19 protein-coding genes are annotated in these 20241 nt (G+C 46.0%); 13 read left to right on the top strand and 6 right to left on the bottom strand.

From position 1 onward, the window contains the following. Positions 1 to 44 precede the first annotated feature (44 nt). The 5 genes from I2F54_RS09875 (at position 45) to rprY (ending at position 7403) form a co-directional block, all read left to right on the top strand. Positions 45 to 1244 carry an FprA family A-type flavoprotein gene (locus I2F54_RS09875; protein ID WP_195501084.1) on the top strand — a complete coding sequence of 400 codons (1200 nt, stop codon included), beginning with the start codon at positions 45 to 47 and terminating at the stop codon, positions 1242 to 1244. A gap of 40 nt (positions 1245 to 1284) precedes the next feature. Further along, entirely contained in the window at positions 1285 to 2097 is an 813-nt protein-coding gene (gene nagB, locus I2F54_RS09880) for a glucosamine-6-phosphate deaminase (protein WP_009123066.1), read from the top strand. Positions 2098 to 2736: 639 nt separating this feature from the next. Next, positions 2737 to 4893 (top strand): elongation factor G, encoded by a 2157-nt coding sequence (locus I2F54_RS09885; RefSeq protein WP_009123067.1) that lies wholly within the window; start codon positions 2737 to 2739, stop codon positions 4891 to 4893. 261 nt (positions 4894 to 5154) lie between these two features. Beyond that, positions 5155 to 6696: a sensor histidine kinase gene (locus tag I2F54_RS09890; protein WP_009123068.1), complete on the top strand. Its 1542-nt coding sequence runs from the start codon at positions 5155 to 5157 to the stop codon at positions 6694 to 6696. A gap of 5 nt (positions 6697 to 6701) precedes the next feature. Further along, positions 6702 to 7403 (top strand): response regulator transcription factor RprY, encoded by a 702-nt coding sequence (rprY, locus tag I2F54_RS09895; protein WP_009123069.1) that lies wholly within the window; start codon positions 6702 to 6704, stop codon positions 7401 to 7403. Positions 7404 to 7485: 82 nt separating this feature from the next. Here the strand turns inward: rprY and I2F54_RS09900 are convergent, their stop codons facing one another. Beyond that, entirely contained in the window at positions 7486 to 7662 is a 177-nt protein-coding gene (locus I2F54_RS09900; RefSeq protein ID WP_005657360.1) for a hypothetical protein, read from the bottom strand. A 247-nt stretch (positions 7663 to 7909) separates the two neighbouring features. Further along, positions 7910 to 8356 carry a MarR family winged helix-turn-helix transcriptional regulator gene (locus I2F54_RS09905; RefSeq protein ID WP_009123072.1) on the bottom strand — a complete coding sequence of 149 codons (447 nt, stop codon included), beginning with the start codon at positions 8354 to 8356 and terminating at the stop codon, positions 7910 to 7912. A 148-nt stretch (positions 8357 to 8504) separates the two neighbouring features. Here I2F54_RS09905 and rpsF point away from each other — a divergent pair, with 148 nt between their 5' ends. Genes rpsF through rplI form a run of 3 tightly spaced genes read left to right on the top strand, consistent with a single transcriptional unit; the run spans position 8505 to position 9589 of the window. Beyond that, entirely contained in the window at positions 8505 to 8849 is a 345-nt protein-coding gene (gene rpsF, locus I2F54_RS09910; RefSeq protein ID WP_004288441.1) for a 30S ribosomal protein S6, read from the top strand. 2 nt (positions 8850 to 8851) lie between these two features. Continuing rightward, complete coding sequence (gene rpsR, locus I2F54_RS09915) at positions 8852 to 9124, top strand: 30S ribosomal protein S18 (RefSeq protein ID WP_004288442.1); 273 nt, start codon at positions 8852 to 8854, stop codon at positions 9122 to 9124. A 15-nt stretch (positions 9125 to 9139) separates the two neighbouring features. After that, positions 9140 to 9589: a 50S ribosomal protein L9 gene (gene rplI, locus I2F54_RS09920; RefSeq protein WP_009123073.1), complete on the top strand. Its 450-nt coding sequence runs from the start codon at positions 9140 to 9142 to the stop codon at positions 9587 to 9589. 236 nt (positions 9590 to 9825) lie between these two features. On the opposite strand, the gene I2F54_RS09925 is transcribed toward rplI, so the two are convergent. Together I2F54_RS09925 and I2F54_RS09930 are read right to left on the bottom strand one after the other, a co-directional pair. Continuing rightward, positions 9826 to 10032 (bottom strand): hypothetical protein, encoded by a 207-nt coding sequence (locus I2F54_RS09925; RefSeq protein WP_009123074.1) that lies wholly within the window; start codon positions 10030 to 10032, stop codon positions 9826 to 9828. A gap of 157 nt (positions 10033 to 10189) precedes the next feature. Further along, positions 10190 to 11863, bottom strand: coding sequence for a long-chain fatty acid--CoA ligase (locus I2F54_RS09930; RefSeq protein WP_148360186.1), 1674 nt, complete (start codon positions 11861 to 11863; stop codon positions 10190 to 10192). 84 nt (positions 11864 to 11947) lie between these two features. Between I2F54_RS09930 and mtaB the strand changes: the two genes are divergently transcribed. Genes mtaB through I2F54_RS09950 form a run of 4 tightly spaced genes read left to right on the top strand, consistent with a single transcriptional unit; the run spans position 11948 to position 15782 of the window. Next, positions 11948 to 13285, top strand: coding sequence for a tRNA (N(6)-L-threonylcarbamoyladenosine(37)-C(2))-methylthiotransferase MtaB (mtaB, locus tag I2F54_RS09935; RefSeq protein WP_195501085.1), 1338 nt, complete (start codon positions 11948 to 11950; stop codon positions 13283 to 13285). 22 nt (positions 13286 to 13307) lie between these two features. Beyond that, on the top strand, positions 13308 to 14207 hold the full coding sequence (locus I2F54_RS09940) for a lysophospholipid acyltransferase family protein (RefSeq protein WP_022219025.1): 900 nt from the start codon (positions 13308 to 13310) through the stop codon (positions 14205 to 14207). After that, positions 14200 to 15216, top strand: coding sequence for a glycosyltransferase family 2 protein (locus I2F54_RS09945; RefSeq protein WP_195501086.1), 1017 nt, complete (start codon positions 14200 to 14202; stop codon positions 15214 to 15216). The genes I2F54_RS09940 and I2F54_RS09945 overlap by 8 nt, the downstream gene beginning before the upstream one ends. A gap of 47 nt (positions 15217 to 15263) precedes the next feature. Beyond that, the gene (locus I2F54_RS09950) at positions 15264 to 15782 is read left to right on the top strand and encodes a methylglyoxal synthase (RefSeq protein WP_009123080.1); all 519 of its coding nucleotides are present in this window, start codon (positions 15264 to 15266) and stop codon (positions 15780 to 15782) included. A gap of 8 nt (positions 15783 to 15790) precedes the next feature. On the opposite strand, the gene folB is transcribed toward I2F54_RS09950, so the two are convergent. Further along, positions 15791 to 16150, bottom strand: coding sequence for a dihydroneopterin aldolase (gene folB, locus I2F54_RS09955; protein ID WP_118046236.1), 360 nt, complete (start codon positions 16148 to 16150; stop codon positions 15791 to 15793). Positions 16151 to 16485: 335 nt separating this feature from the next. Between folB and I2F54_RS09960 the strand changes: the two genes are divergently transcribed. Beyond that, positions 16486 to 17262 (top strand): class I SAM-dependent methyltransferase, encoded by a 777-nt coding sequence (locus I2F54_RS09960; RefSeq protein ID WP_009123082.1) that lies wholly within the window; start codon positions 16486 to 16488, stop codon positions 17260 to 17262. A 174-nt stretch (positions 17263 to 17436) separates the two neighbouring features. On the opposite strand, the gene I2F54_RS09965 is transcribed toward I2F54_RS09960, so the two are convergent. Continuing rightward, on the bottom strand, positions 17437 to 20127 hold the full coding sequence (locus tag I2F54_RS09965; protein ID WP_195501087.1) for a 4-alpha-glucanotransferase: 2691 nt from the start codon (positions 20125 to 20127) through the stop codon (positions 17437 to 17439). Between the last annotated feature and the right edge of the window lie 114 nt (positions 20128 to 20241).

A 20241-nucleotide genomic window follows, 5' to 3' on the forward strand; every position in this document is an offset into this window, starting at 1 on the left:
CCGCTGATAAATATGGAATCAATCTAAATTAGAGGACAATGACAATGAACTCAAAAACAGCGATAAAAGGAAAAATCCATTACGTGGGAGTGAATGACCGTAACAAGCATTTGTTTGAAGGCATGTGGCCCTTGCCCTACGGAGTGTCTTACAACTCCTACCTGATAGACGATGAAATGGTAGCGCTGGTGGATACCGTGGATATCTGCTACTTTGAGATATACCTTCGGAAGATAAAAAGCATCATAGGCGAACGCCCCATCCAGTATCTTATCATCAACCATATGGAACCGGACCATTCCGGCTCTATCCGCTTAATCAAGCAGCATTACCCCGACATCGTCATCGTGGGCAACAAGCAGACGTTTGGCATGATAGAAGGTTTCTACGGCGTGACGGGCGAACAATATATGGTAAAGGATGAGGATTTCCTTGCTTTAGGCCACCACAAGCTCCGTTTCTATATGACCCCGATGGTGCACTGGCCCGAAACGATGATGACTTTTGACGAAACGGAGGGCGTGCTCTTCTCCGGCGACGGATTTGGTTGTTTCGGTACGCTCGACGGCGGTTTCCTCGATACGCGCATCAACCTGGATAAGTATTGGGACGAAATGGTGCGTTACTACTCCAACATCGTAGGCAAGTACGGCTCTCCCGTGCAGAAGGCGTTGGCAAAGCTGGGCGGGCTGCCTATCTCCACCATTTGCTCTACGCACGGACCGGTGTGGACGGACAACATTTCCAAAGTTATCGGTATTTACGACCGCCTGAGCCGTTATGCCGCCGAAGAGGGTGTCGTAATAGCCTACGGCTCTATGTACGGCAATACCGAACAGATGGCGGAAGCAATCGCTGCGGAACTTTCCGCTCAAGGCATCAAAAACATCGTGATGCACAACGTCAGCAAGAGCAATCCGTCTTACATCATAGCCGATATATTCAAATACCGGGGTCTGATAATCGGAAGCCCCACTTATAGCAACCAGATTTATCCGGAGATAGAGTCATTGCTCTCCAAGATATTGGTGCGCGAGGTGAAGGGCCGTTATCTGGGTTATTTCGGTTCGTTCTGCTGGGCGGGCGCAGCCGTGAAGCGTATGGGTGAATTTGCCGAGAAGAGCAAATTTGAAATCGTAGGCGATCCGGTGGAAATGAAGCAGGCCATGAAGGACATTACCTATGAACAATGCGAAAACCTGGCGTACGCCATGGCGGAGCGTTTGAAAAAAGATAGAAAATGATAATAAACCTCCAATTTATTAACCTAATAAAATAATCGTAATGAGACTAATCATTCAACCGGATTATCAATCCGTATCACAGTGGGCGGCACATTATGTAGCTGCCAAAATCAAAGCCGCTAATCCGACACCTGAAAAACCGTTTGTATTGGGATGCCCTACCGGCTCTTCGCCTCTGGGTATGTACAAGGCCTTGATTGACCTGAACAAGAAAGGCATCGTATCTTTCCAGAACGTGGTGACTTTCAACATGGACGAATATGTAGGCTTGCCGAAGGAACATCCCGAAAGCTACTATTCTTTTATGTGGAATAACTTCTTCAGCCACATCGATATCAAGCCGGAGAATACCAACATCCTGAACGGTAACGCTGCCGACCTCGATGCCGAATGTGCACGTTATGAGGAAAAGATTAAGTCTTACGGCGGTATCGACCTCTTTATGGGTGGTATCGGTCCCGACGGACACATCGCTTTCAACGAACCGGGTTCTTCTTTGTCGTCACGTACCCGTCAGAAAACTCTGACTACCGATACTATCATCGCCAACTCCCGCTTCTTTGACAACGATGTCAACAAAGTTCCCAAAACGTCTTTGACTGTAGGTGTAGGTACCGTGCTCAGCGCAAGAGAAGTCATGATTATTGTAAACGGTCACAACAAGGCTCGCGCTCTTTATCATGCAGTGGAAGGACCTGTGATGCAGATGTGGACAATCAGCGCGCTGCAAATGCATGAAAAAGGAATCATCGTTTGCGACGATGCCGCTACCGCAGAACTGAAAGTAGGTACATATCGTTACTTCAAAGATATCGAAGCGGAGCATCTTGACCCGGCTTCTTTGCTGAAATAACAAAGAGATATGATATAGGCAGACGGCTGCCCGTTCCTCTCACCATGGGAAGAACGGGCAGTCTTTTTATATATGTGATTATCCGCCTTTATACCCTTGATTGATAAATCGTACGCTTTATCCCCCTTCCTCTGCCGAGTCTGTTTATCTCTTTCCTAAGTTGAGCTATCATTAAAAGCCTATTAAACTATCATTAAAAGCCTTTTAATAGGATATTAAAAGGCTTTTAATGATATCTCCCCCGTAGGCTCATCCCGACTCATCCCGGAGAATAATCATTGTCATTTATGCAATCGGGATAGAACACACAAAACTCCTGCCTTATACATGCTTTGCGGTTCCTTGCTTCACCAGTCATCCCGCCTTCTGTCCGAGACAACCAATGTCAGTGAACCTTTTTTAATGAAGAATGAAGAATTATGAATGAAGAATCAGCTGCGCGATTACACCGCATGGCAATTCTTCATTCATAATTCTTCATTCTTCATTAAAAAGCTCCGTATGGCTGATGTGTTACATAACATTGTTTAGTAACACAGACGTTTTATTGCTTTTCTTTTGATTAATTTCTAATTTGCGGCTCACTAAAATAATGGCATACGGAAGCATGCTGAGTATTCACTTTAAATCTTATATATCATGAAAGTATATCAGACGAATGAAATTAAGAACATTGCCCTCCTTGGCAATGACGGCTCGGGTAAAACCACTCTCACGGAAGCGCTGCTCTTTGAGAGTGGTATTATAAAACGTCGCGGCAGAATTACTGCCAAGAATACGGTCAGCGATTACTTTCCGGTGGAACAGGAATATGGCTATTCTGTGTTTTCCACCGTTTATCATGTGGAGTGGAACGGTAAGAAACTGAATATTATAGACTGTCCGGGTAGTGACGACTTTGTGGGAGCGGCCATGACGGCTCTCAATGTAACCGATACGGCTATTCTGCTGCTGAACGGGCAATACGGTCCTGAAGTAGGTACTCAAAATCATTTCCGCTATACGGAGAAGCTGGGCAAACCGGTTATTTTCCTTGTAAACCAGCTCGACCATGAGAAGTGCGACTATGATATGGTACTGGAACAGTTGCAGTCAATTTACGGTTCTAAGGTAGTTCCCGTTCAATATCCGTTGGCTACCGGACCGAATTTCAATTCGTTGATTGATGTACTTCTGATGAAAAAATATTCGTGGGGGCCGGAAGGCGGAGCGCCCACTATAGAAGATGTTCCCGCGGAGGAAATGGAAAAAGCGACCGCCATGCATAAAGCATTGGTAGAGGCTGCTGCCGAGCACGATGAAACTTTAATGGAGAAATTCTTCGAACAGGATTCTCTGACCGAAGACGAAATGCGCGAGGGTATCCGCAAGGGGTTGGCTTCTCGCGGTATGTTCCCCGTATTCTGCGTGTGTGCGGGAAAGGACATGGGTGTGCGCCGTTTGATGGAGTTCCTGGGTAATGTTGTTCCGTTTGTAGACGAAATGCCTCCGGTGCACAATACACGCGGCGAAGTGGTGAAACCCGACTCCAACGGACCTACTTCCTTGTATTTCTTCAAGACTGCCGTTGAGCCGCATATCGGTGACGTGCAGTATTTCAAGGTGATGAGCGGCAAAGTACACGAAGGAGATGACTTTACCAATGCCGACCGCGGTTCGAAAGAACGCATTGCGCAGATTTACGCATGTGCGGGAGCCAACCGTATCAAGGTGGAAGAAATGGTGGCCGGCGATATCGGCTGTACGGTGAAGCTGAAAGACGTGCATACGGGCAATACGCTGAATGCCAAAGGCGCTGAAAATCGTTTCAACTTTATCAAATATCCGAATTCCAAATATTCCCGTGCCATCAAACCGCTGAATGAAGCCGATACGGAAAAGATGATGGCTATCTTGAACCGTATGCGTGAGGAAGACCCGACATGGGTTATCGACCAGTCTAAGGAGTTGCGTCAGACCATTGTGCACGGACAGGGTGAATTCCACCTGCGCACACTGAAGTGGCGTTTGGAGAACAATGAGAAATTGCAGATTAAGTTTGAAGAGCCGAGAATCCCGTATCGTGAAACCATCACGAAAGCTGCCCGTGCCGACTATCGCCACAAGAAACAATCCGGTGGAGCCGGTCAGTTCGGTGAAGTTCACTTGATTGTGGAACCTTATTATGAAGGTATGCCGATGCCGGAAACTTATAAGTTCAACGGACAGGAATTCAAGATGAACGTGAAAGGCGTTGAGGAAGTGCCATTGGAATGGGGCGGCAAGCTGGTATTTGTGAACAGTATTGTGGGCGGTTCCATCGATGCCCGTTTTATGCCTGCCATTCTGAAAGGTATCATGTCGCGTATGGAGCAAGGTCCGCTGACCGGTTCGTATGCCCGTGATGTACGTGTTATCGTATACGACGGTAAGATGCACCCGGTAGATTCCAATGAAATCTCTTTCATGCTGGCGGGACGCAATGCGTTCAGTGAAGCGTTTAAGAATGCCGGTCCGAAGATTTTGGAACCTATATATGATGTAGAGGTGTTTGTTCCTTCCGATAAGATGGGTGATGTGATGGGTGACCTGCAAGGACGCCGTGCCATGATTATGGGTATGAACAGCGAAGCCGGTTATGAAAAACTGATTGCCAAAGTGCCTTTGAAGGAAATGTCCTCGTACTCTACGGCATTGAGTTCGTTAACAGGCGGTCGTGCTTCGTTTATTATGAAGTTTGCAAGTTATGAGCTTGTTCCGAGTGATGTACAGGATAAACTTATCAAGGAATTTGAAGCAAAACAAGCTGAAGAATAGAATTTTTTAATAAATGGTTGAAGCCGTTGTTCGCTCATCGTGAGGAATGACGGCTTTTTTATTAACACAGATTAAGAATATGGGGAAATGTGAATGTTAATATTTAATTTTTTATTAAATTTGCAAACCAAAGGTGTCTCATTTTGTTATAATGCTCGTAATACAACTTAAAAAACCTTCTACGGTTAATTAACGAGAACACCCGGTTAAATCAGGTTAATTGGTTAGGAGTGTTAATTAGGGAGTGTTAATTTTGTGACTATGAAAAAGTCGACAATATGGATATTAGGCGTCGTTATGGGCCTTTCTTTCATCAGTTTGCTGTATCTGCAGATCAGCTATATTGAGGAAATGGTGAAGATGCGTAACGAGCAATTTGATGAATCGGTGAAGCGTGCTTTAATGGCTGCTTCAAAAGATGTGGAGTCCGCGGAGGTTGACCGTTGGTTGCGGGAGGATATCTCCGAAGCGGAGAAGAAAGCGTGGGAGCAGAGCTCGCAAGGTAAAGGAGTGGTGCAGACGCAGCGTTTTACGGTTACATCGCCGGACGGAACCAGATATTCGGCTATCGAACTGAAAACATTTACCAACGAAGCGTCGGAACTGCCCAGGGCAATGATTTCGCGTAAACATGGAACGAAAACCATACCTCAAACGTCACGTTCGCTGGCAGATGCCATCAAGAATCGTTATCTGTATCAACGGGCTTTGCTGGATGAGGTAGCTTGGCAGATGATTTACCGTGCCAGTGACAAGCCGATAGAGGAGCGGGTGAATTTCAAGAATTTAGACCAGTATCTGAAATCGGGACTGATTGACAATGGTATCGAGTTGAACTATCATTTCAAAGTGATAGACCGGGACGGCAGGGAAGTTTATCGCTGTTCGGATTATAGTGATGACGGTAGCGAGAGTTCTTACTCGCAGCCTTTATTCCTGAACGATCCGCCTGCGCGTATGAGTATCGTTAAGATACATTTCCCGGGGAAAAGGGATTATATCTTCGATTCGGTCAGCTTTATGATTCCGTCGATGATATTTACCTTCGTTCTGTTGATAACGTTCATCTTCACGATTTACATCGTGTTCCGCCAAAAGAAACTGACGGAGATGAAGAATGACTTTATCAATAATATGACGCACGAGTTCAAGACGCCGATTTCAACCATTTCGTTGGCGGCGCAGATGTTGAAGGACCCGGCAGTAGGTAAATCGCCGGCAATGTTCCAGCATATATCCGGCGTCATTAATGATGAAACGAAACGACTCAGGTTCCAGGTAGAGAAAGTTCTCCAAATGTCGATGTTCGACAGACAGAAGGCGACATTGAAAATGAAAGAACTGGATGCCAATGAACTGATTACCGGAGTAATCAATACGTTCGCTTTAAAAGTGGAGCGGTACAATGGAAAAATTGAGTCGGATTTGACGGCGACCGACCCGATTATCTTTGCAGATGAAATGCATATCACGAATGTTATTTTCAATCTCATGGATAATGCGGTGAAGTATAAAAGACCGGATGTGGACTTGCAATTAATGGTGAAGACCTGGAATGAACCGGGCAAACTGATGATTTCCGTGCAAGACAACGGTATAGGTATTAAGAAAGAAAACTTAAAAAAGATATTTGACAAGTTCTATCGCGTGCATACAGGTAATCTGCACGATGTTAAAGGCTTCGGACTTGGTTTGGCTTATGTAAGAAAGATTATTCAAGACCATAAGGGAACTATCCGGGCGGAAAGCGGACTGAATGTCGGAACTAAATTTATTATTGCATTACCTTTATTAAAAAATTGATTGATATGGATGAGAAACTGCGTATTTTATTGTGCGAAGATGATGAGAATCTTGGCATGCTTTTAAGAGAATATTTACAGGCCAAAGGTTATGCTGCCGAGTTATATCCCGATGGAGAAGCAGGATACAAAGCTTTCCTGAAGAATAAATATGACTTGTGTGTGTTTGACGTAATGATGCCGAAGAAAGACGGTTTTACATTGGCGCAGGAAGTTCGTGCCGCAAATGCTGAAATCCCTGTTATCTTCTTGACGGCTAAAACTTTGAAGGAAGATATTCTGGAAGGTTTCAAAATCGGTGCGGACGATTACATCACCAAACCGTTCAGCATGGAAGAGCTGACTTTCAGAATTGAAGCTATCTTGAGACGTGTTCGTGGCAAGAAGAACAAGGAAAGCAGTATCTACAAGATTGGTAAGTTTACCTTTGATACCCAGAAGCAGATTCTGTCAACACCTGAAAAGCAGACTAAGTTGACTACAAAAGAATCGGAATTGTTGGGCTTGCTTTGTGCGCATGCCAATGAGATTTTGCAACGTGACTTTGCATTGAAGACTATCTGGATTGACGATAACTACTTCAATGCACGTAGCATGGACGTATATATCACCAAACTGCGTAAGCACCTGAAAGAAGATGAATCTATTGAGATTATCAATATTCACGGAAAGGGATATAAACTGATTACTCCGGAAGCCGAGTCCTAAACAGGACTTGGTTTTCGGACAACGGAAAATAAAAAAAAGGCGGTTGCAGTGCAATCGCCTTTTTTATTTCTTTTTCTCGGTATTAATCCGCAATTCTCTTGTTGATAAGAATGTAAGAAATCAATCCTATTACAATTAAAACAGCGCTGGTACCCAGAATCGCGTTGTTATTTACATTGCCGGTAAAAGAACATGCAACCAAGATTACAGCTCCTACCAAGATTAATATCAATCCCAGATTTTTTAATAAGCCTTTCATGTGTGTGTATTTTAATAGATTATTATTTTCATATTCTTGTCACAAAGAAAAGCATAATTCTTTAACAAGCGAAATTATTTTTGCAAAAAAACTATTATTCGACCTAATTTAATGAAGAATGAGGAATAAAGGATGAAAAATGAAGAATGAAGGATGGAGAATGAGGAATGAAAGTTTGGCTATGTCATATGACTGCACCGCGCCAATATCCCATCAAATAATTCTTCATCCTTCGTTCTTCATTCTCTTAATCTTTCGTATTGAAAAAGATTTTTCTCAGTACTTCCTGGCTGACGCTTAACTCTTCAATGGTGATATCTTGTAATGCTTCCTTTAGCGTCTGATTGGCTATGACGCGGGCGCGCTCCTCCAACTCCTTACCGTCTTTGGTAAGGTGTATCAGGTTGGTACGACGGTCTTTTTTATCGGATATGCGTACAACAAGATGCTGGCGTTCCATGTTATCTATGAGGCGGGTCATACTGGGCTTGTCTTTAAAAGTTGCATTACACAACTCTTGTTGCGTCACTCCGTCTTTTTCCCATAAAAAGATGAGGACAGTCCACTGCTCGGGAGTGATTTCCAAACCGTTTTGCCTGAAGTTACGTGATAATTTGCGGTTAATGGCAGCAGATACTTTGCCGTTCAGGATGGCAAATATCAGCCGGATGTCAAAGTTAAATTGCTCTATCATGAAATTATTGTTTAAACAACTTTGCAAATATAGTATAAGTTGGATACAATACAAAATAAGTCCGCTTATTTTTGCAGTTCAAAATAAAATGTCTACCTTTGCACCCGCATTTAATAAACGAATAATTTATTTATTTAATTAAACGAGTATGAATCAATACGAAACCGTTTTCATTTTGACTCCCGTTTTGTCTGATGTTCAGATGAAGGAAGCGGTAGAAAAATTCAAAGGCATCCTTACTGCTGAAGGTGCCGAGATTGTGAATGAAGAAAACTGGGGACTGAAAAAGCTGGCTTATCCGATCCAGAAGAAGTCAACCGGTTTTTATCAGCTGATTGAGTTCAATGCAGAACCTACTGTCATTGAGAAACTGGAATTAAATTTCCGTCGTGACGAGCGCGTTATCCGCTTCTTGACTTTCAAGCAAGACAAGTACGCTGCTGAATACGCTGCGAAGAGAAGAAGTGTTAAATCAACTAAAAAGGAGGATTAATCATGGCACAACAAGTTCAATCAGAAATCAGATATTTAACTCCGCCCTCAGTAGACGTTAAGAAGAAAAAATACTGCCGTTTCAAAAAGAGCGGTATTAAGTACATCGACTACAAAGATCCTGAATTCTTGAAGAAATTCTTGAATGAGCAAGGTAAAATCCTTCCGCGTCGTATTACAGGTACTTCTTTGAAGTTCCAACGTCGTGTAGCTCAAGCTGTGAAGAGAGCACGTCACTTGGCGTTGCTGCCTTATGTAACTGACATGATGAAATAATAGGAGGAGGAAAGTATGGAAATTATATTGAAAGAAGACATAGTAAACTTGGGTTATAAGAACGATATCGTAACCGTAAAATCCGGTTATGGTCGTAACTACCTCATCCCGACAGGAAAAGCTGTCATCGCTTCTCCTGCTGCAAAGAAAATGCTGGCTGAAGAGCTGAAACAACGCGCTCACAAGTTGGAGAAAATCAAAAAGGACGCTGAAGAACTGGCTGCTAAGCTGGAAGGCGTATCTTTGAAGATTGCTACTAAGGTTAGCGCAACCGGCACTATCTTCGGTTCAGTTGGTAATATCCAGATTGCTGAAGAGTTGGCTAAATTGGGTCATAACATCGATCGTAAGATTATCGTTGTTAAAGACGCAGTGAAAGAAGTTGGTAACTACAAAGCTATCGTTAAACTGCACAAAGAGGTTTCTGTAGAAATTCCTTTCGAAGTAGTTGCTGAAGAAGCATAAATATAGAATTCTATATAAAGGGAAAGCCCGGTTTCTGAAAAGAAACCGGGCTTTTTTGATTCCTTGTCATTCAGAGTGAGCGAAGAATCTCCTCTCTCTGCATTTAAGAAAAGGAATTCTTTGTTTCGCTCTGAATGACAAACATATTTGTGGGAATAGATACTTGTAGATATAAAAAAAGTCTGTCCGTACTTTCGTACGTCAGACTTTCAATTCTCTCTAATGTTGTACTGAAATTATTCAGCTACAACTGCTGCGCTATCTGCTGCAGTTGTGTCAGCTACTGCGGCTGCTGCTTCAGCTGCTGCTGCTTCTACAGCTGCGATTGAGTCAGCGATACGGATTGAATCAGCTGTTGCTTGTTCAGCGTTAGCTGCTTTGTTACCACAAGATGCGAAAGATACTGCTACGATAGCTACGGCCATCAAAACTAATTTTTTCATTTTCTTTACTTTTAAAACGTAATACAATCAATTGCTTTATTAAAACGATGCAAAGGTATGTACTTTTTAGATACGTTGTTCTCCAAAACCCAACTTTTTTTATAATTTTTTTTGAGGAATGCCCGTTTTTCCCGCTTTAAGCATGTTCTATAACATATTAATCTTCTGCGATACTGTTATATAAATACCTTTTGATGCTTCTTTTGGGAGTTTTCTCAAATTCTGTAGGATAAAGCTGTATCTGGCTGACTTTTTCGTAAGCGGCAACGCTGTTATTCAGGCTTTTGAGATTTTCGTCCATAATGGTCTTCAGGTTTTCCGGATTATTCAATCCTAAGGAATCCAATGCTTCGTAGTCGGCATAAACCAAAGCTACCAATTTCTTATTACGTTCAATCACAAGGCTTTCCAGGACAAACGGCATGTTGTTGAGGCGGGCCTCTATTTCTTCCGGAAAGATATTCTGTCCGCTGGAGCTTAGAATCATGGTTTTGCTGCGTCCGCGGATATAAAGGTTGTTGTTGTCGTCCAAAGTACCTAAGTCACCGGTACGCAGCCAGCCGTCCTCGGTAAAAACTTCTTTGGTGGCTTCCGGATTCTTATAATAACCAACCATTACGTTTTCACCGCGTACCTGTATCTCGCCCAGTCGGTCATCCGGATTTTCTTTATAGATGCGGGCTTCCATGATGTCGAGTACCCGTCCGGAAGAGGTCGTTACGAATTCGTTCCATGGGGCGTAGCTGATAAGCGGGGCACATTCCGTCATGCCGTAACCGATGGTGAAAGGGAATTTGATGCGATGAAAGAATTCCTCCACTTCCGGATTCATGGCGGCGCCGCCGATGATGACTTCCTTGAACCGGCCACCCAGCGCATCTACCAGTTTCTTGCGGATTTGCCCGTATATCTGTCCGTCCAGCAAAGGAATGCTGAGCGCCCATTTCATGGACTTTTTGTTGATAATAGGCTGAATGACATTCTTGTATATCTTTTCAATCACAAGGGGGACGGTTATAATCAGATTGGGTTTTACTTCTTCAAATGCCTTCATCAGGATTTTGGGAGAAGGAATTTTACCCAACAATGTGACATGAGTGCCCACAGCCGTAGCGGTCAGGAAATCGAAAGCGCAACCGTAAGCATGTGCCAACGGCAGGAAAGAGAGCACTTTATCACCTTTCTTCAGCAATTCGGTACGGATGCCGAAAGTAACGTTACCTGCCAGGTTGTTTCCGGTCAGCATAACGCCTTTGCTGAAACCCGTCGTACCCGAAGTATAGTTCAACAACATTATTTTGTCATTGGAAAGGTCGGTATAAGTCACATTTTCCCGTGTGAAACCATTCGGATAGGTTTCTTCCATTTTATCACCCAGATGTTTGAGGAAACGTTGGATAGTCTCTCCGTCACGCTGATACAGGCAGCGGAAATCGTTGAGAGAGAATACTCCGCGCAAGCCGGTAAGCCGTTCTTCTTCCAGATGCTCCCAAATGGCATCGCTGGTGAAGAGGAATACAGATTCGGAATGATTAACGATGTGATGTACATCATTGGGGTTGAAATCCTGCAGGATAGGAACTACGATACCGCCATAAGTGATAACCGCCATATAAGCGATGCACCAGCGGGCATTATTCTTGCCGATAACCGCTATCTTATCGCCGCGGCGCAGGCTGCAATGCTTGAATAACAGGTGTAATTTGGCAATTTCTTGCGCAACTTCTCCGTAGGTATAACTTTCGTTTTCTCCATAATCGGTATAACAGGGGAGGTCCCAATTCTCGCGGAAACTATGCTCGTATAGCTTGATAAAGTTTTCTTGTATCATTGCACGTTTTTTGATGAATTGTGCAAAAGTAGGAAAAATATAATAATAATGTGTACCTTTGTCGTGAAAATGTGATTTAGGCTCATGATAGATACCAATATATTTCAAGATAAGACAGCGGTTTACTATACGTTGGGGTGCAAGCTGAATTTCTCGGAGACCTCGACTATCGGTAAGATTTTGCGGGAGGCAGGCGTGCGTACGGCGCGCAAGGGAGAGAAAGCGGATATATGTGTGGTAAACACCTGTTCGGTTACCGAGGTGGCGGATAAGAAGTGCCGCCAGGCCATTCATCGTTTGGTGAAGCAGCATCCGGGAGCTTTTGTGGTGGTAACGGGGTGTTATGCCCAGTTGAAGCCGGATGCCGTGGCAAAGATAGAAGGCGTGGACGTGGTGCTGGGGGCGGAGCAGAAGAAAGACCTGCTTCAATATCTGGGTGACTTGAAAAAGCATGAAAGCGGTGAGGCTTATACCTCCGCTTTGAAAGATATCCGTTCGTTCGCTCCGTCGTGCTCGCGCGGCGACCGTACCCGTTTCTTCTTGAAAGTGCAAGACGGTTGCGATTATTACTGCTCTTATTGCACCATTCCTTTTGCCCGCGGACGCAGTCGTAACGGAAGTATTGCCTCTCTTGTGGAGCAGGCTCGTCAGGTGGCGGCCGAAGGCGGTAAGGAGATTGTCTTGACAGGAGTAAACATCGGTGATTTCGGCAAGTCGACAGGGGAAACTTTTTTTGATTTGGTGAAAGCGCTGGACGAAGTGGAAGGCATCGAACGCTATCGTATATCTTCTATCGAGCCTAACTTGCTGACGGACGAAATCATTGAGTTCGTATCCCGTTCCAAGCGGTTCATGCCTCATTTCCATATCCCGTTGCAATCGGGTAGTGATGAAGTGTTGAAACTGATGCGCAGGCGATATGATACGGTTTTATTTGCTTCTAAAGTGAGGCGGATAAAGGAAGTGATGCCTGATGCCTTTATCGGCGTGGACGTAATTGTGGGTACCCGTGGAGAAACGGAAGAATACTTTGAACAGGCCTACCGGTTTATTCAAGGCCTGGATGTGACGCAGCTTCATGTGTTCAGCTATTCCGAACGTCCGGGCACGCAGGCCTTGAAGATAGACCATGTGGTATCCTCCGAGGAAAAGCACAGACGCAGCCAGCTTCTGCTGGAATTGTCGGACGAAAAGACACGCGCGTTTTACGCCCGCCATATCGGGCAGACAATGCCGGTTCTGTTGGAGCGCTCTAAACCGGGAACACCTATGCACGGCTTTACTCCGAATTATATCCGGGTGGAAGTACCGCATGATGATGCGTTGGATAATCAGGTAATTCCGGCGCGTATGGGTGATTTTAATGAAGAAGGCACGGCTCTTTTGGGAGTGCTTGGCGATAAGGGATTGGCAGATAAGTAATCAGTAATAAGGAATTGACAAGGTGAAATCGAGATTGATTTATTGGTTGACTTATGCAGGCATGTGGCTGTTGGCCTTATTGCCTTTTAAGGCGCTTTATGCACTATCCGACGGGCTTTGCTTTTTGATGCATCACGTCGTGCACTATCGGCGCAGAGTGGTACGCACTAATTTGCGCCATGCATTTCCCGAAAAGTCCGAGACGGAACTGCGGGATATAGAACGCGGGTTCTATCGTTATATCTGCGATTATATGCTGGAGGAGGTGAAGATGCTGCGCATGTCTTTCAAGGAACTCTGCCGGCGCATGGAATATGACAATAAGGAAGAGTACCTTGCCATGATCGAGAAACATGGCGGCATTGTGTTGCTCATACCGCATTACGCTAATTTCGAGTGGATTACGGGAATGAGCAGTATTATGCAAGAGGGAGATATACCGGTACAAATCTATAAACCGCTGCACAATAAATATATGGATGCGATGTTTAAACGCATCCGTGCCCGCTTCGGCGGTTACAATGTGCCCAAACATTCTACGGCGCGTGAAATTATCAAACTGCGTCGTGACAATAAACGTGTGGCGGTGGGAATGATAACCGATCAGTCTCCCAATCCTAACGAGGCGCATCATTGGACAACCTTCCTGAATCAGGATACCGGTTTTATGGACGGTGCCGAGCGTATAGCGAAACTCATGGATTTCCCCGTATTCTATTGCGAATTGAAGAAGCAGGGGAGGGGCTATTGCCGTGTCCGGTTTGACTTGATAACCGAAACGCCGAAGGCAACTGCCGACGGTGAGATAACGGAATGTTTTGCCCGCCGTTTGGAGCAGACAATTCGTAGGGAACCGCCCTATTGGTTCTGGTCGCATAAGCGTTGGAAACTAAAGCGTGAAGATGCCATACAACATGGATAAGACAGCCGTTGTCATATTAAACTGGAACGGATGTGAAATGCTTCGTTCGTTTCTTCCTTCCGTAATAGGCTGTTCCAAAACGGAAGGCGCGGAAATTTATGTGGCGGATAACGGTTCGACGGATGCTTCCGTCGATATGCTCCGACAAGAATTCCCGTCCGTACACCTTATTATATTAAAAGAAAATCTCGGTTTTGCTGAGGGATATAATCTTGCCTTGCAACAAGTATCCGCCGAATATGTGGTGTTGCTTAATTCCGATGTGGAAGTGACCGAACACTGGTTGGCGCCACTCATAAACTATATGGACGCCCATCCTGAGGTTGCGGCGTGCCAACCTAAAATCCGGAGTTGGCGTCAAAAAGAACTGTTTGAATATGCAGGAGCAGCCGGCGGATTTATAGACCGCTACGGTTATCCCTTCTGCCGGGGACGGATAATGGGTGTAGTGGAGGAGGACAACGGGCAGTATGATACTGTCATTCCGGTGTTTTGGGTTACAGGAGCCGCCCTGTTTATCCGTCAGAAAGACTATCGGGATGCCGGCGGACTGGATGGCCGTTTCTTTGCCCACATGGAGGAGATTGACTTGTGCTGGCGGCTTCGCGCCCGCGGACGGATGCTGGTTTGCGTGCCCCAAAGTACCGTCTATCATGTAGGCGGTGCAACCTTGAAGAAAGAGAACCCTCATAAGACCTTTCTCAATTTTCGTAACAATCTTGTAATGCTCTATAAGAATCTGCCGCAGGAAGAGTTGGCCTTTGTGATGCGTGCGCGTGCGGTTCTTGATTATGTGGCAGCCCTGAGTTTTCTGCTGAAAGGGCAGTTTCCCAATATGTGGGCGGTGATTCGCGCACGCCGTGCATTCCGTTTGCTTCGTCCCTCGTTTGCGGACGCCCGTAGGGAGAACCTGAAAAAAACATCCCTTCCGGTGATTCCCGAACGGACAAAAAGCAGTATCTTGGTACAGTTTTATCTGCGCGGGAAGAAACGTTTCTCTCAATTGTAAGAACTGTTATCTGTTTCCGATTGTTTATTTGTTAAAGTTATTAGCTTATGGAAAAGTTGGTTAGAAAGATTGGCTTGGTGGCGCATGATGCCATGAAGAAAGACCTCATCGAGTGGGTGCTTTGGAATTCGGAACTGCTTATGGGACATAAATTCTATTGTACGGGCACTACGGGAACCCTTATTCTTGCGGCGCTGAAAGAGAAGCATCCCGATGTGGAATGGGATTTTACCATCCTCAAGTCCGGTCCTTTGGGTGGCGACCAGCAGATGGGTTCGCGCATTGTGGACGGAGAGATTGATTATCTTTTCTTCTTTACGGATCCCATGACTCTGCAGCCGCACGACACGGACGTCAAAGCTTTGACCCGTCTTGCCGGTGTGGAGAACATCGTTTTCTGTTGTAACCGCAGCACGGCAGACCATATCATTTCGAGCCCGCTCTTCCTTGATCCTGCTTACGAACGTACCGTTCCCGATTACAGCAACTACGCCAAGAGGTTCGAGAACAAGCAGGTGGTTGCCGAAGCTGTTGAATCGGCAAAGAGACGGAAGAAAAAGAAATGACGGGAAGCCTATCTGTCGCAATGCACTTCCACGCCTGCCGCGTCCAAATCGGCACCCATAGGCGGATTGCGTTTGGATAGTTTCAAGTCTATACTTTCAACGGCAGGAAAGTCGTGAAACAAACGCTTAACTATGCGTCCGCACACGTGCTCCAATAATTTGGAAGGGATGGCCATCTCTTCCTTTACCGCTTCATGCACATCGGCGTAACTCACCGTATTGGCCACATCGTCCGTCTCTGCGGCACGGGCGATGTCGGTCTTTAATCGTAAATCAATGATAAAATCATTGCCTGCTATGGTTTCTTGCCCGCCGACACCATGATGGGCAAAGAAGTGTACCTGATTCAAGAATATGTAGCTGGTCATGCGCAATGGGTATATTTTAGAGTGCAAATATAGGTAAAATCTTTCTTCTGTAATTGCAGAAGTGCAATAACCGTCTGTCTTTACGAAAATCTTCTTTTTGTCCATTATATATTTCCGTACGCCGGAATATTGTGTATCTTTGCGGCATGACAACAATGTTTAAATCGGATTTGGTGTAGTAAACAATCTGTATCATCGATGCGGATTGTCCTTTCGTTTACTCTCGGATGATTTCCTTTCGGGAGTGTTTTCCTATGATTATAATTCAAGTTTAATCTGCATACGGTGCCGGGAGCATTGCAAGGCTTTCCGTGTATGCGAAATATATTACGAAAATGAGTAATGAAAATAAAACAATTCATGATTTCGAACTTAACTTAATCTGCGATTTCTTTTCCACCATGAAACGTCAGGGGCCCGGAAGTCCCGAAGTAACGCTGAAAGCATTGAGCTTTATCGATAATCTTACGGATAAGTCTCTCATTGCCGACCTCGGTTGCGGAACAGGCGGCCAGACAATGGTACTGGCAGAGCATGCGCCCGGGAAGATTACGGGACTTGATTTTCTCCCCGGTTTTGTCGATATCTTCAATCGCAACGCAAGGCAGGCCGCTCTGCAAGACCGGGTGAAAGGGATTGTCGGCTCGATGGATAATCTTCCTTTCCAAGAAGGGGAGCTGGACTTGATTTGGTCGGAAGGAGCTATCTACAATATCGGTTTTGAGCGTGGGCTGAACGAGTGGCGTAAGTATCTGAAGCCGGGCGGCTATATCGCCGTATCCGAGAGCTCGTGGTTTACGGACGAACGTCCTGCAGAGATTAACGATTATTGGATGGATGCGTATCCCGAAATAGATACGATTCCTAATCAGGTGGCTAAGGTGCACGGAGCAGGGTATCTGCCTGTCGCTACGTTTGTTTTGCCGGAAAATTGCTGGACGGAACATTACTTCATTCCCAAGCGTGCGGCTCAGGAAGTTTTTCTTTCCAAATATGCCGGGAATAAGATTGCCGAGGAGTTCAGTGCGCTTCAGGCCGATGAGGAAGAACTGTACGGAAAATATAAAAGATTCTACGGCTATACATTCTTCATCGCAAAGAGAGTGGATTGATGATTGCCTGAGATATCCGTGACCGGATGCAGGCACAGGGCAAAATCGTTCCGTAAGACAAATATATTTGTCTTGCGAAACGGATAGATTCATCCCGTGAGACGAAAAAAATCATCTCGCGGGATGAATAATTTTATCTCACGAGATGATTTTACTTGTCTTGTTGTGATTGGCTTATCGTCCGGTTTGCGCGATAAGTTCTTTAATCTTTTCGTTCAGGCTTTCGGCTTTCATCAGTTGTTCCAGCGTCAGGTGCATGCGCCAGCGCCAATAGTGACGCGGGTTGGCGGGAACATTGATGCGCTCTTCCTGTACATTCGGGTTGCGCCATTTACCGTCCATCGACATCCAGTCCTGCAAGGAGAGTATGCAGAGGATGGAGTTGCTGTACAGGTGTTTGCGTACAACCTCTTCGCAAAGTTCGGGCGTGGCCACCGCCGGAGCGGCGCCGTAATGTCCGAGCATGGTATTGTAGTAACGTTGCGTTTGCAGGAAGTCTTCTTCCCACCAGCCGCGCAGCGTGGACATATCGTGTGTGGATATGGTGCAAACGGAACGGTACGGATACCAGTCCGGATGTCCGAACTCTTGTGCCGGGTCTTTGGGCATACGCTGTATCTCCAAAGAAAGGATGCGCAAATCGTTCATCACCCATGCCACGCAATCGGGAATCATGCCCAGGTCTTCACCGCATACCAGCATCCGGGTGGATTGCGTCAGTTGCGGTAACTTGTTCATGGCCTGCTCACGCCAGAATTCGTTGTGGCGGTGGTAGTAATACTGATCGTACAGGCGGTTGAAAGCGGCTTTCTCCCAATCGTTCAAGGAACGGTAGATGTAGTCGTGCTGCACGCCGATGCGCGGGTGGTACTTGTACGGGTCGTTGCGGTCGGGTACAAACAGTACGTCGCTGATAAGCGCGTACAAACCGTCGCGTATCCAAATGCTGTCCTCATCCGTCTTACCGGCAAAGTAGGCTTCTACCTTGCGCTGGGTGTCGAATTCGGGACGCATCCGGTAGATTTCCCAGGTGTCCGTCGGTTCGATGAAGGTCTGCTTTACGTAGTCGGTATGCGGGCCGAACATCTGTCCCAGGAAATACTCGTGTATGTACGGTTTCAGGAATTCTTCGCGGAAGGAGAGGCCGTAGCTCTCTATTTCCTCACGTGTCATGGGCAGGGCGGGCACGAATTGTCCCAGCAAGCCATGTACGGCATGCATGGGAATTTCCCAGATACGGAAGAAACCGAGGATGTGGTCGATGCGATAGGCGTCGAAGTATTCCGCCATTTTGCGGAAACGCTTCATCCACCATGCATAGCCGTCTTTCTCCATGATATCCCAGTTGTAGGTGGGGAAGCCCCAGTTCTGTCCGTTGACGGAGAAATCATCGGGCGGAGCGCCGGCTTGTCCGTTCAGGTTGAAATAGTGGGGCTCTGTCCATGCCTCTACGCTGTTGCGGCTGATGCCGATAGGTATATCGCCTTTCAGCACGACACCGTTGGCACGCGCGTGTCCGGTGGCGGCGAGCAATTGCAGATGCAGGTTGAACTGGATGTAATAGTAGATGGCGATGTGCGGGTAATCGGCAGATTCCGGTTGGCAGAGCTTCTCAATTTCTGCGGCGTCGTAGCTGCCGTACTTGGGCCACTCGCGGAAGTCGGGCGTTTTGTAAGCGTCGCGCAGGTAGCTGAAAACGGCATAAGGCTGTAACCATTCTTTGTTTGTTTCAAAGAATTTACGGAAAGCCGCCGAGGCCAGTACCTTTTCTCCCTCTTGCTTGAAGATGAGGTGGAAGTATTCCCATTTGGTTTTGTTGACTGCCTCGTAATCGACGGCGGGCAGGGCGTTCAACTCTTTCTGCCGTTTGTTGAATTCCGCCATGGCTTTTTTGTCCTTCAATGTACCCAGTTGTTTCAAATCGGTGTACATCGGGTGGAAAGCGTAGATGGAGATACTGTTATAAGGATAGGAGTCCGTCCACGTATGCGTCATGGTGGTGTCGTTGATGGGCAGAATCTGTACGGCTTTCTGCTTGGTACTTACTGCCCAGTCAATCATGCGTTTCAGATCGCCGAAGTCACCTACGCCGAAGCTCTTCTCGGAACGGAGCGAGAATACGGGTACGGCAACGCCTGCGCCTTTCCAGGCGGGAAGGTTGAAATATACGTAGCGATCGCCGATGACAACCGTCTCGTTTGCACCTGTTTGCGGATCCGCCATATAGCGGTTCGGGTTGTTTTCCCAGCAAACGGCACGGCGTTCTTTCTTATTATACAGAATGAATTTATATTCCAGCGGGAAGCTGATTTTGGCGGCATCTACCTCTATCTGCCATTCCGGGAAATTGGCGTCGCTCATAAGCACGGCTTTGTCCGGATTCCAGTCTCCGAACATCGGTTGGTTTCCGCAGATGCCCAGACAGTGGTCGCTGTCGATGCAGGGGGAATACGCCTTTATCAACAATCCCTTCTTGTGGCCTTTGGGTGCCGCGCTGCGTTCGCGGTGTGCCAGGAGAGATTCCGTAAAGGCGGAAGTATAGAAATACTGCTGTTCCGGCAGGTTTTTCCAGCAATCCTGTATCCGGTAGACTTTCTTGGAGGTGCCGGAAAGGTAAAGTGTGCGGGGCAGGCTGTTCCACTCTGCGCGTGTAGGCCGGCCGTCGCGGAAGATATAGTAGCTGTATTGGACAAATCCGTTTTCCGGCAATGCGATGTCGACTTCCGCAGTCCAGTGAATACCGTCTACGGTTTGTAACGGTAATGCTTGGTCGGGATGTTCGTTTCCGAGTTCAGGTATGGAGCCTGAAACTCTGACTTCTTCACCCCAATTGGTTCTGTACTCGATATTAAATGATAAAGTCATATATATTAGATTTAGAAATAACAATAGCTGCAATGATTATGCAAGTATAAAAAATATTCCTCATAATCATGCAGCTATTGTCAGCTATCTCATTTAAATTCCTATGCAAACGTT

Source organism: Bacteroides clarus (assembly GCF_015555825.1).
Lineage (GTDB): Bacteria > Bacteroidota > Bacteroidia > Bacteroidales > Bacteroidaceae > Bacteroides > Bacteroides clarus.

Coding starts and splice junctions, on each gene's coding strand:
- I2F54_RS09950 (WP_009123080.1), top strand. CDS start 15,264: ATGGAAAAGTTGGTTAGAAAGATTGGCTTGGTGGCGCATGATGCCATG.
- rprY (WP_009123069.1), top strand. CDS start 6,702: ATGGATGAGAAACTGCGTATTTTATTGTGCGAAGATGATGAGAATCTT.
- I2F54_RS09960 (WP_009123082.1), top strand. CDS start 16,486: ATGAGTAATGAAAATAAAACAATTCATGATTTCGAACTTAACTTAATC.
- mtaB (WP_195501085.1), top strand. CDS start 11,948: ATGATAGATACCAATATATTTCAAGATAAGACAGCGGTTTACTATACG.
- I2F54_RS09885 (WP_009123067.1), top strand. CDS start 2,737: ATGAAAGTATATCAGACGAATGAAATTAAGAACATTGCCCTCCTTGGC.
- folB (WP_118046236.1), bottom strand. CDS start 16,150: ATGACCAGCTACATATTCTTGAATCAGGTACACTTCTTTGCCCATCAT.
- I2F54_RS09925 (WP_009123074.1), bottom strand. CDS start 10,032: ATGAAAAAATTAGTTTTGATGGCCGTAGCTATCGTAGCAGTATCTTTC.
- I2F54_RS09900 (WP_005657360.1), bottom strand. CDS start 7,662: ATGAAAGGCTTATTAAAAAATCTGGGATTGATATTAATCTTGGTAGGA.
- rpsR (WP_004288442.1), top strand. CDS start 8,852: ATGGCACAACAAGTTCAATCAGAAATCAGATATTTAACTCCGCCCTCA.
- I2F54_RS09930 (WP_148360186.1), bottom strand. CDS start 11,863: ATGATACAAGAAAACTTTATCAAGCTATACGAGCATAGTTTCCGCGAG.
- nagB (WP_009123066.1), top strand. CDS start 1,285: ATGAGACTAATCATTCAACCGGATTATCAATCCGTATCACAGTGGGCG.
- I2F54_RS09965 (WP_195501087.1), bottom strand. CDS start 20,127: ATGACTTTATCATTTAATATCGAGTACAGAACCAATTGGGGTGAAGAA.
- rplI (WP_009123073.1), top strand. CDS start 9,140: ATGGAAATTATATTGAAAGAAGACATAGTAAACTTGGGTTATAAGAAC.
- I2F54_RS09905 (WP_009123072.1), bottom strand. CDS start 8,356: ATGATAGAGCAATTTAACTTTGACATCCGGCTGATATTTGCCATCCTG.
- I2F54_RS09875 (WP_195501084.1), top strand. CDS start 45: ATGAACTCAAAAACAGCGATAAAAGGAAAAATCCATTACGTGGGAGTG.
- I2F54_RS09890 (WP_009123068.1), top strand. CDS start 5,155: ATGAAAAAGTCGACAATATGGATATTAGGCGTCGTTATGGGCCTTTCT.
- I2F54_RS09945 (WP_195501086.1), top strand. CDS start 14,200: ATGGATAAGACAGCCGTTGTCATATTAAACTGGAACGGATGTGAAATG.
- rpsF (WP_004288441.1), top strand. CDS start 8,505: ATGAATCAATACGAAACCGTTTTCATTTTGACTCCCGTTTTGTCTGAT.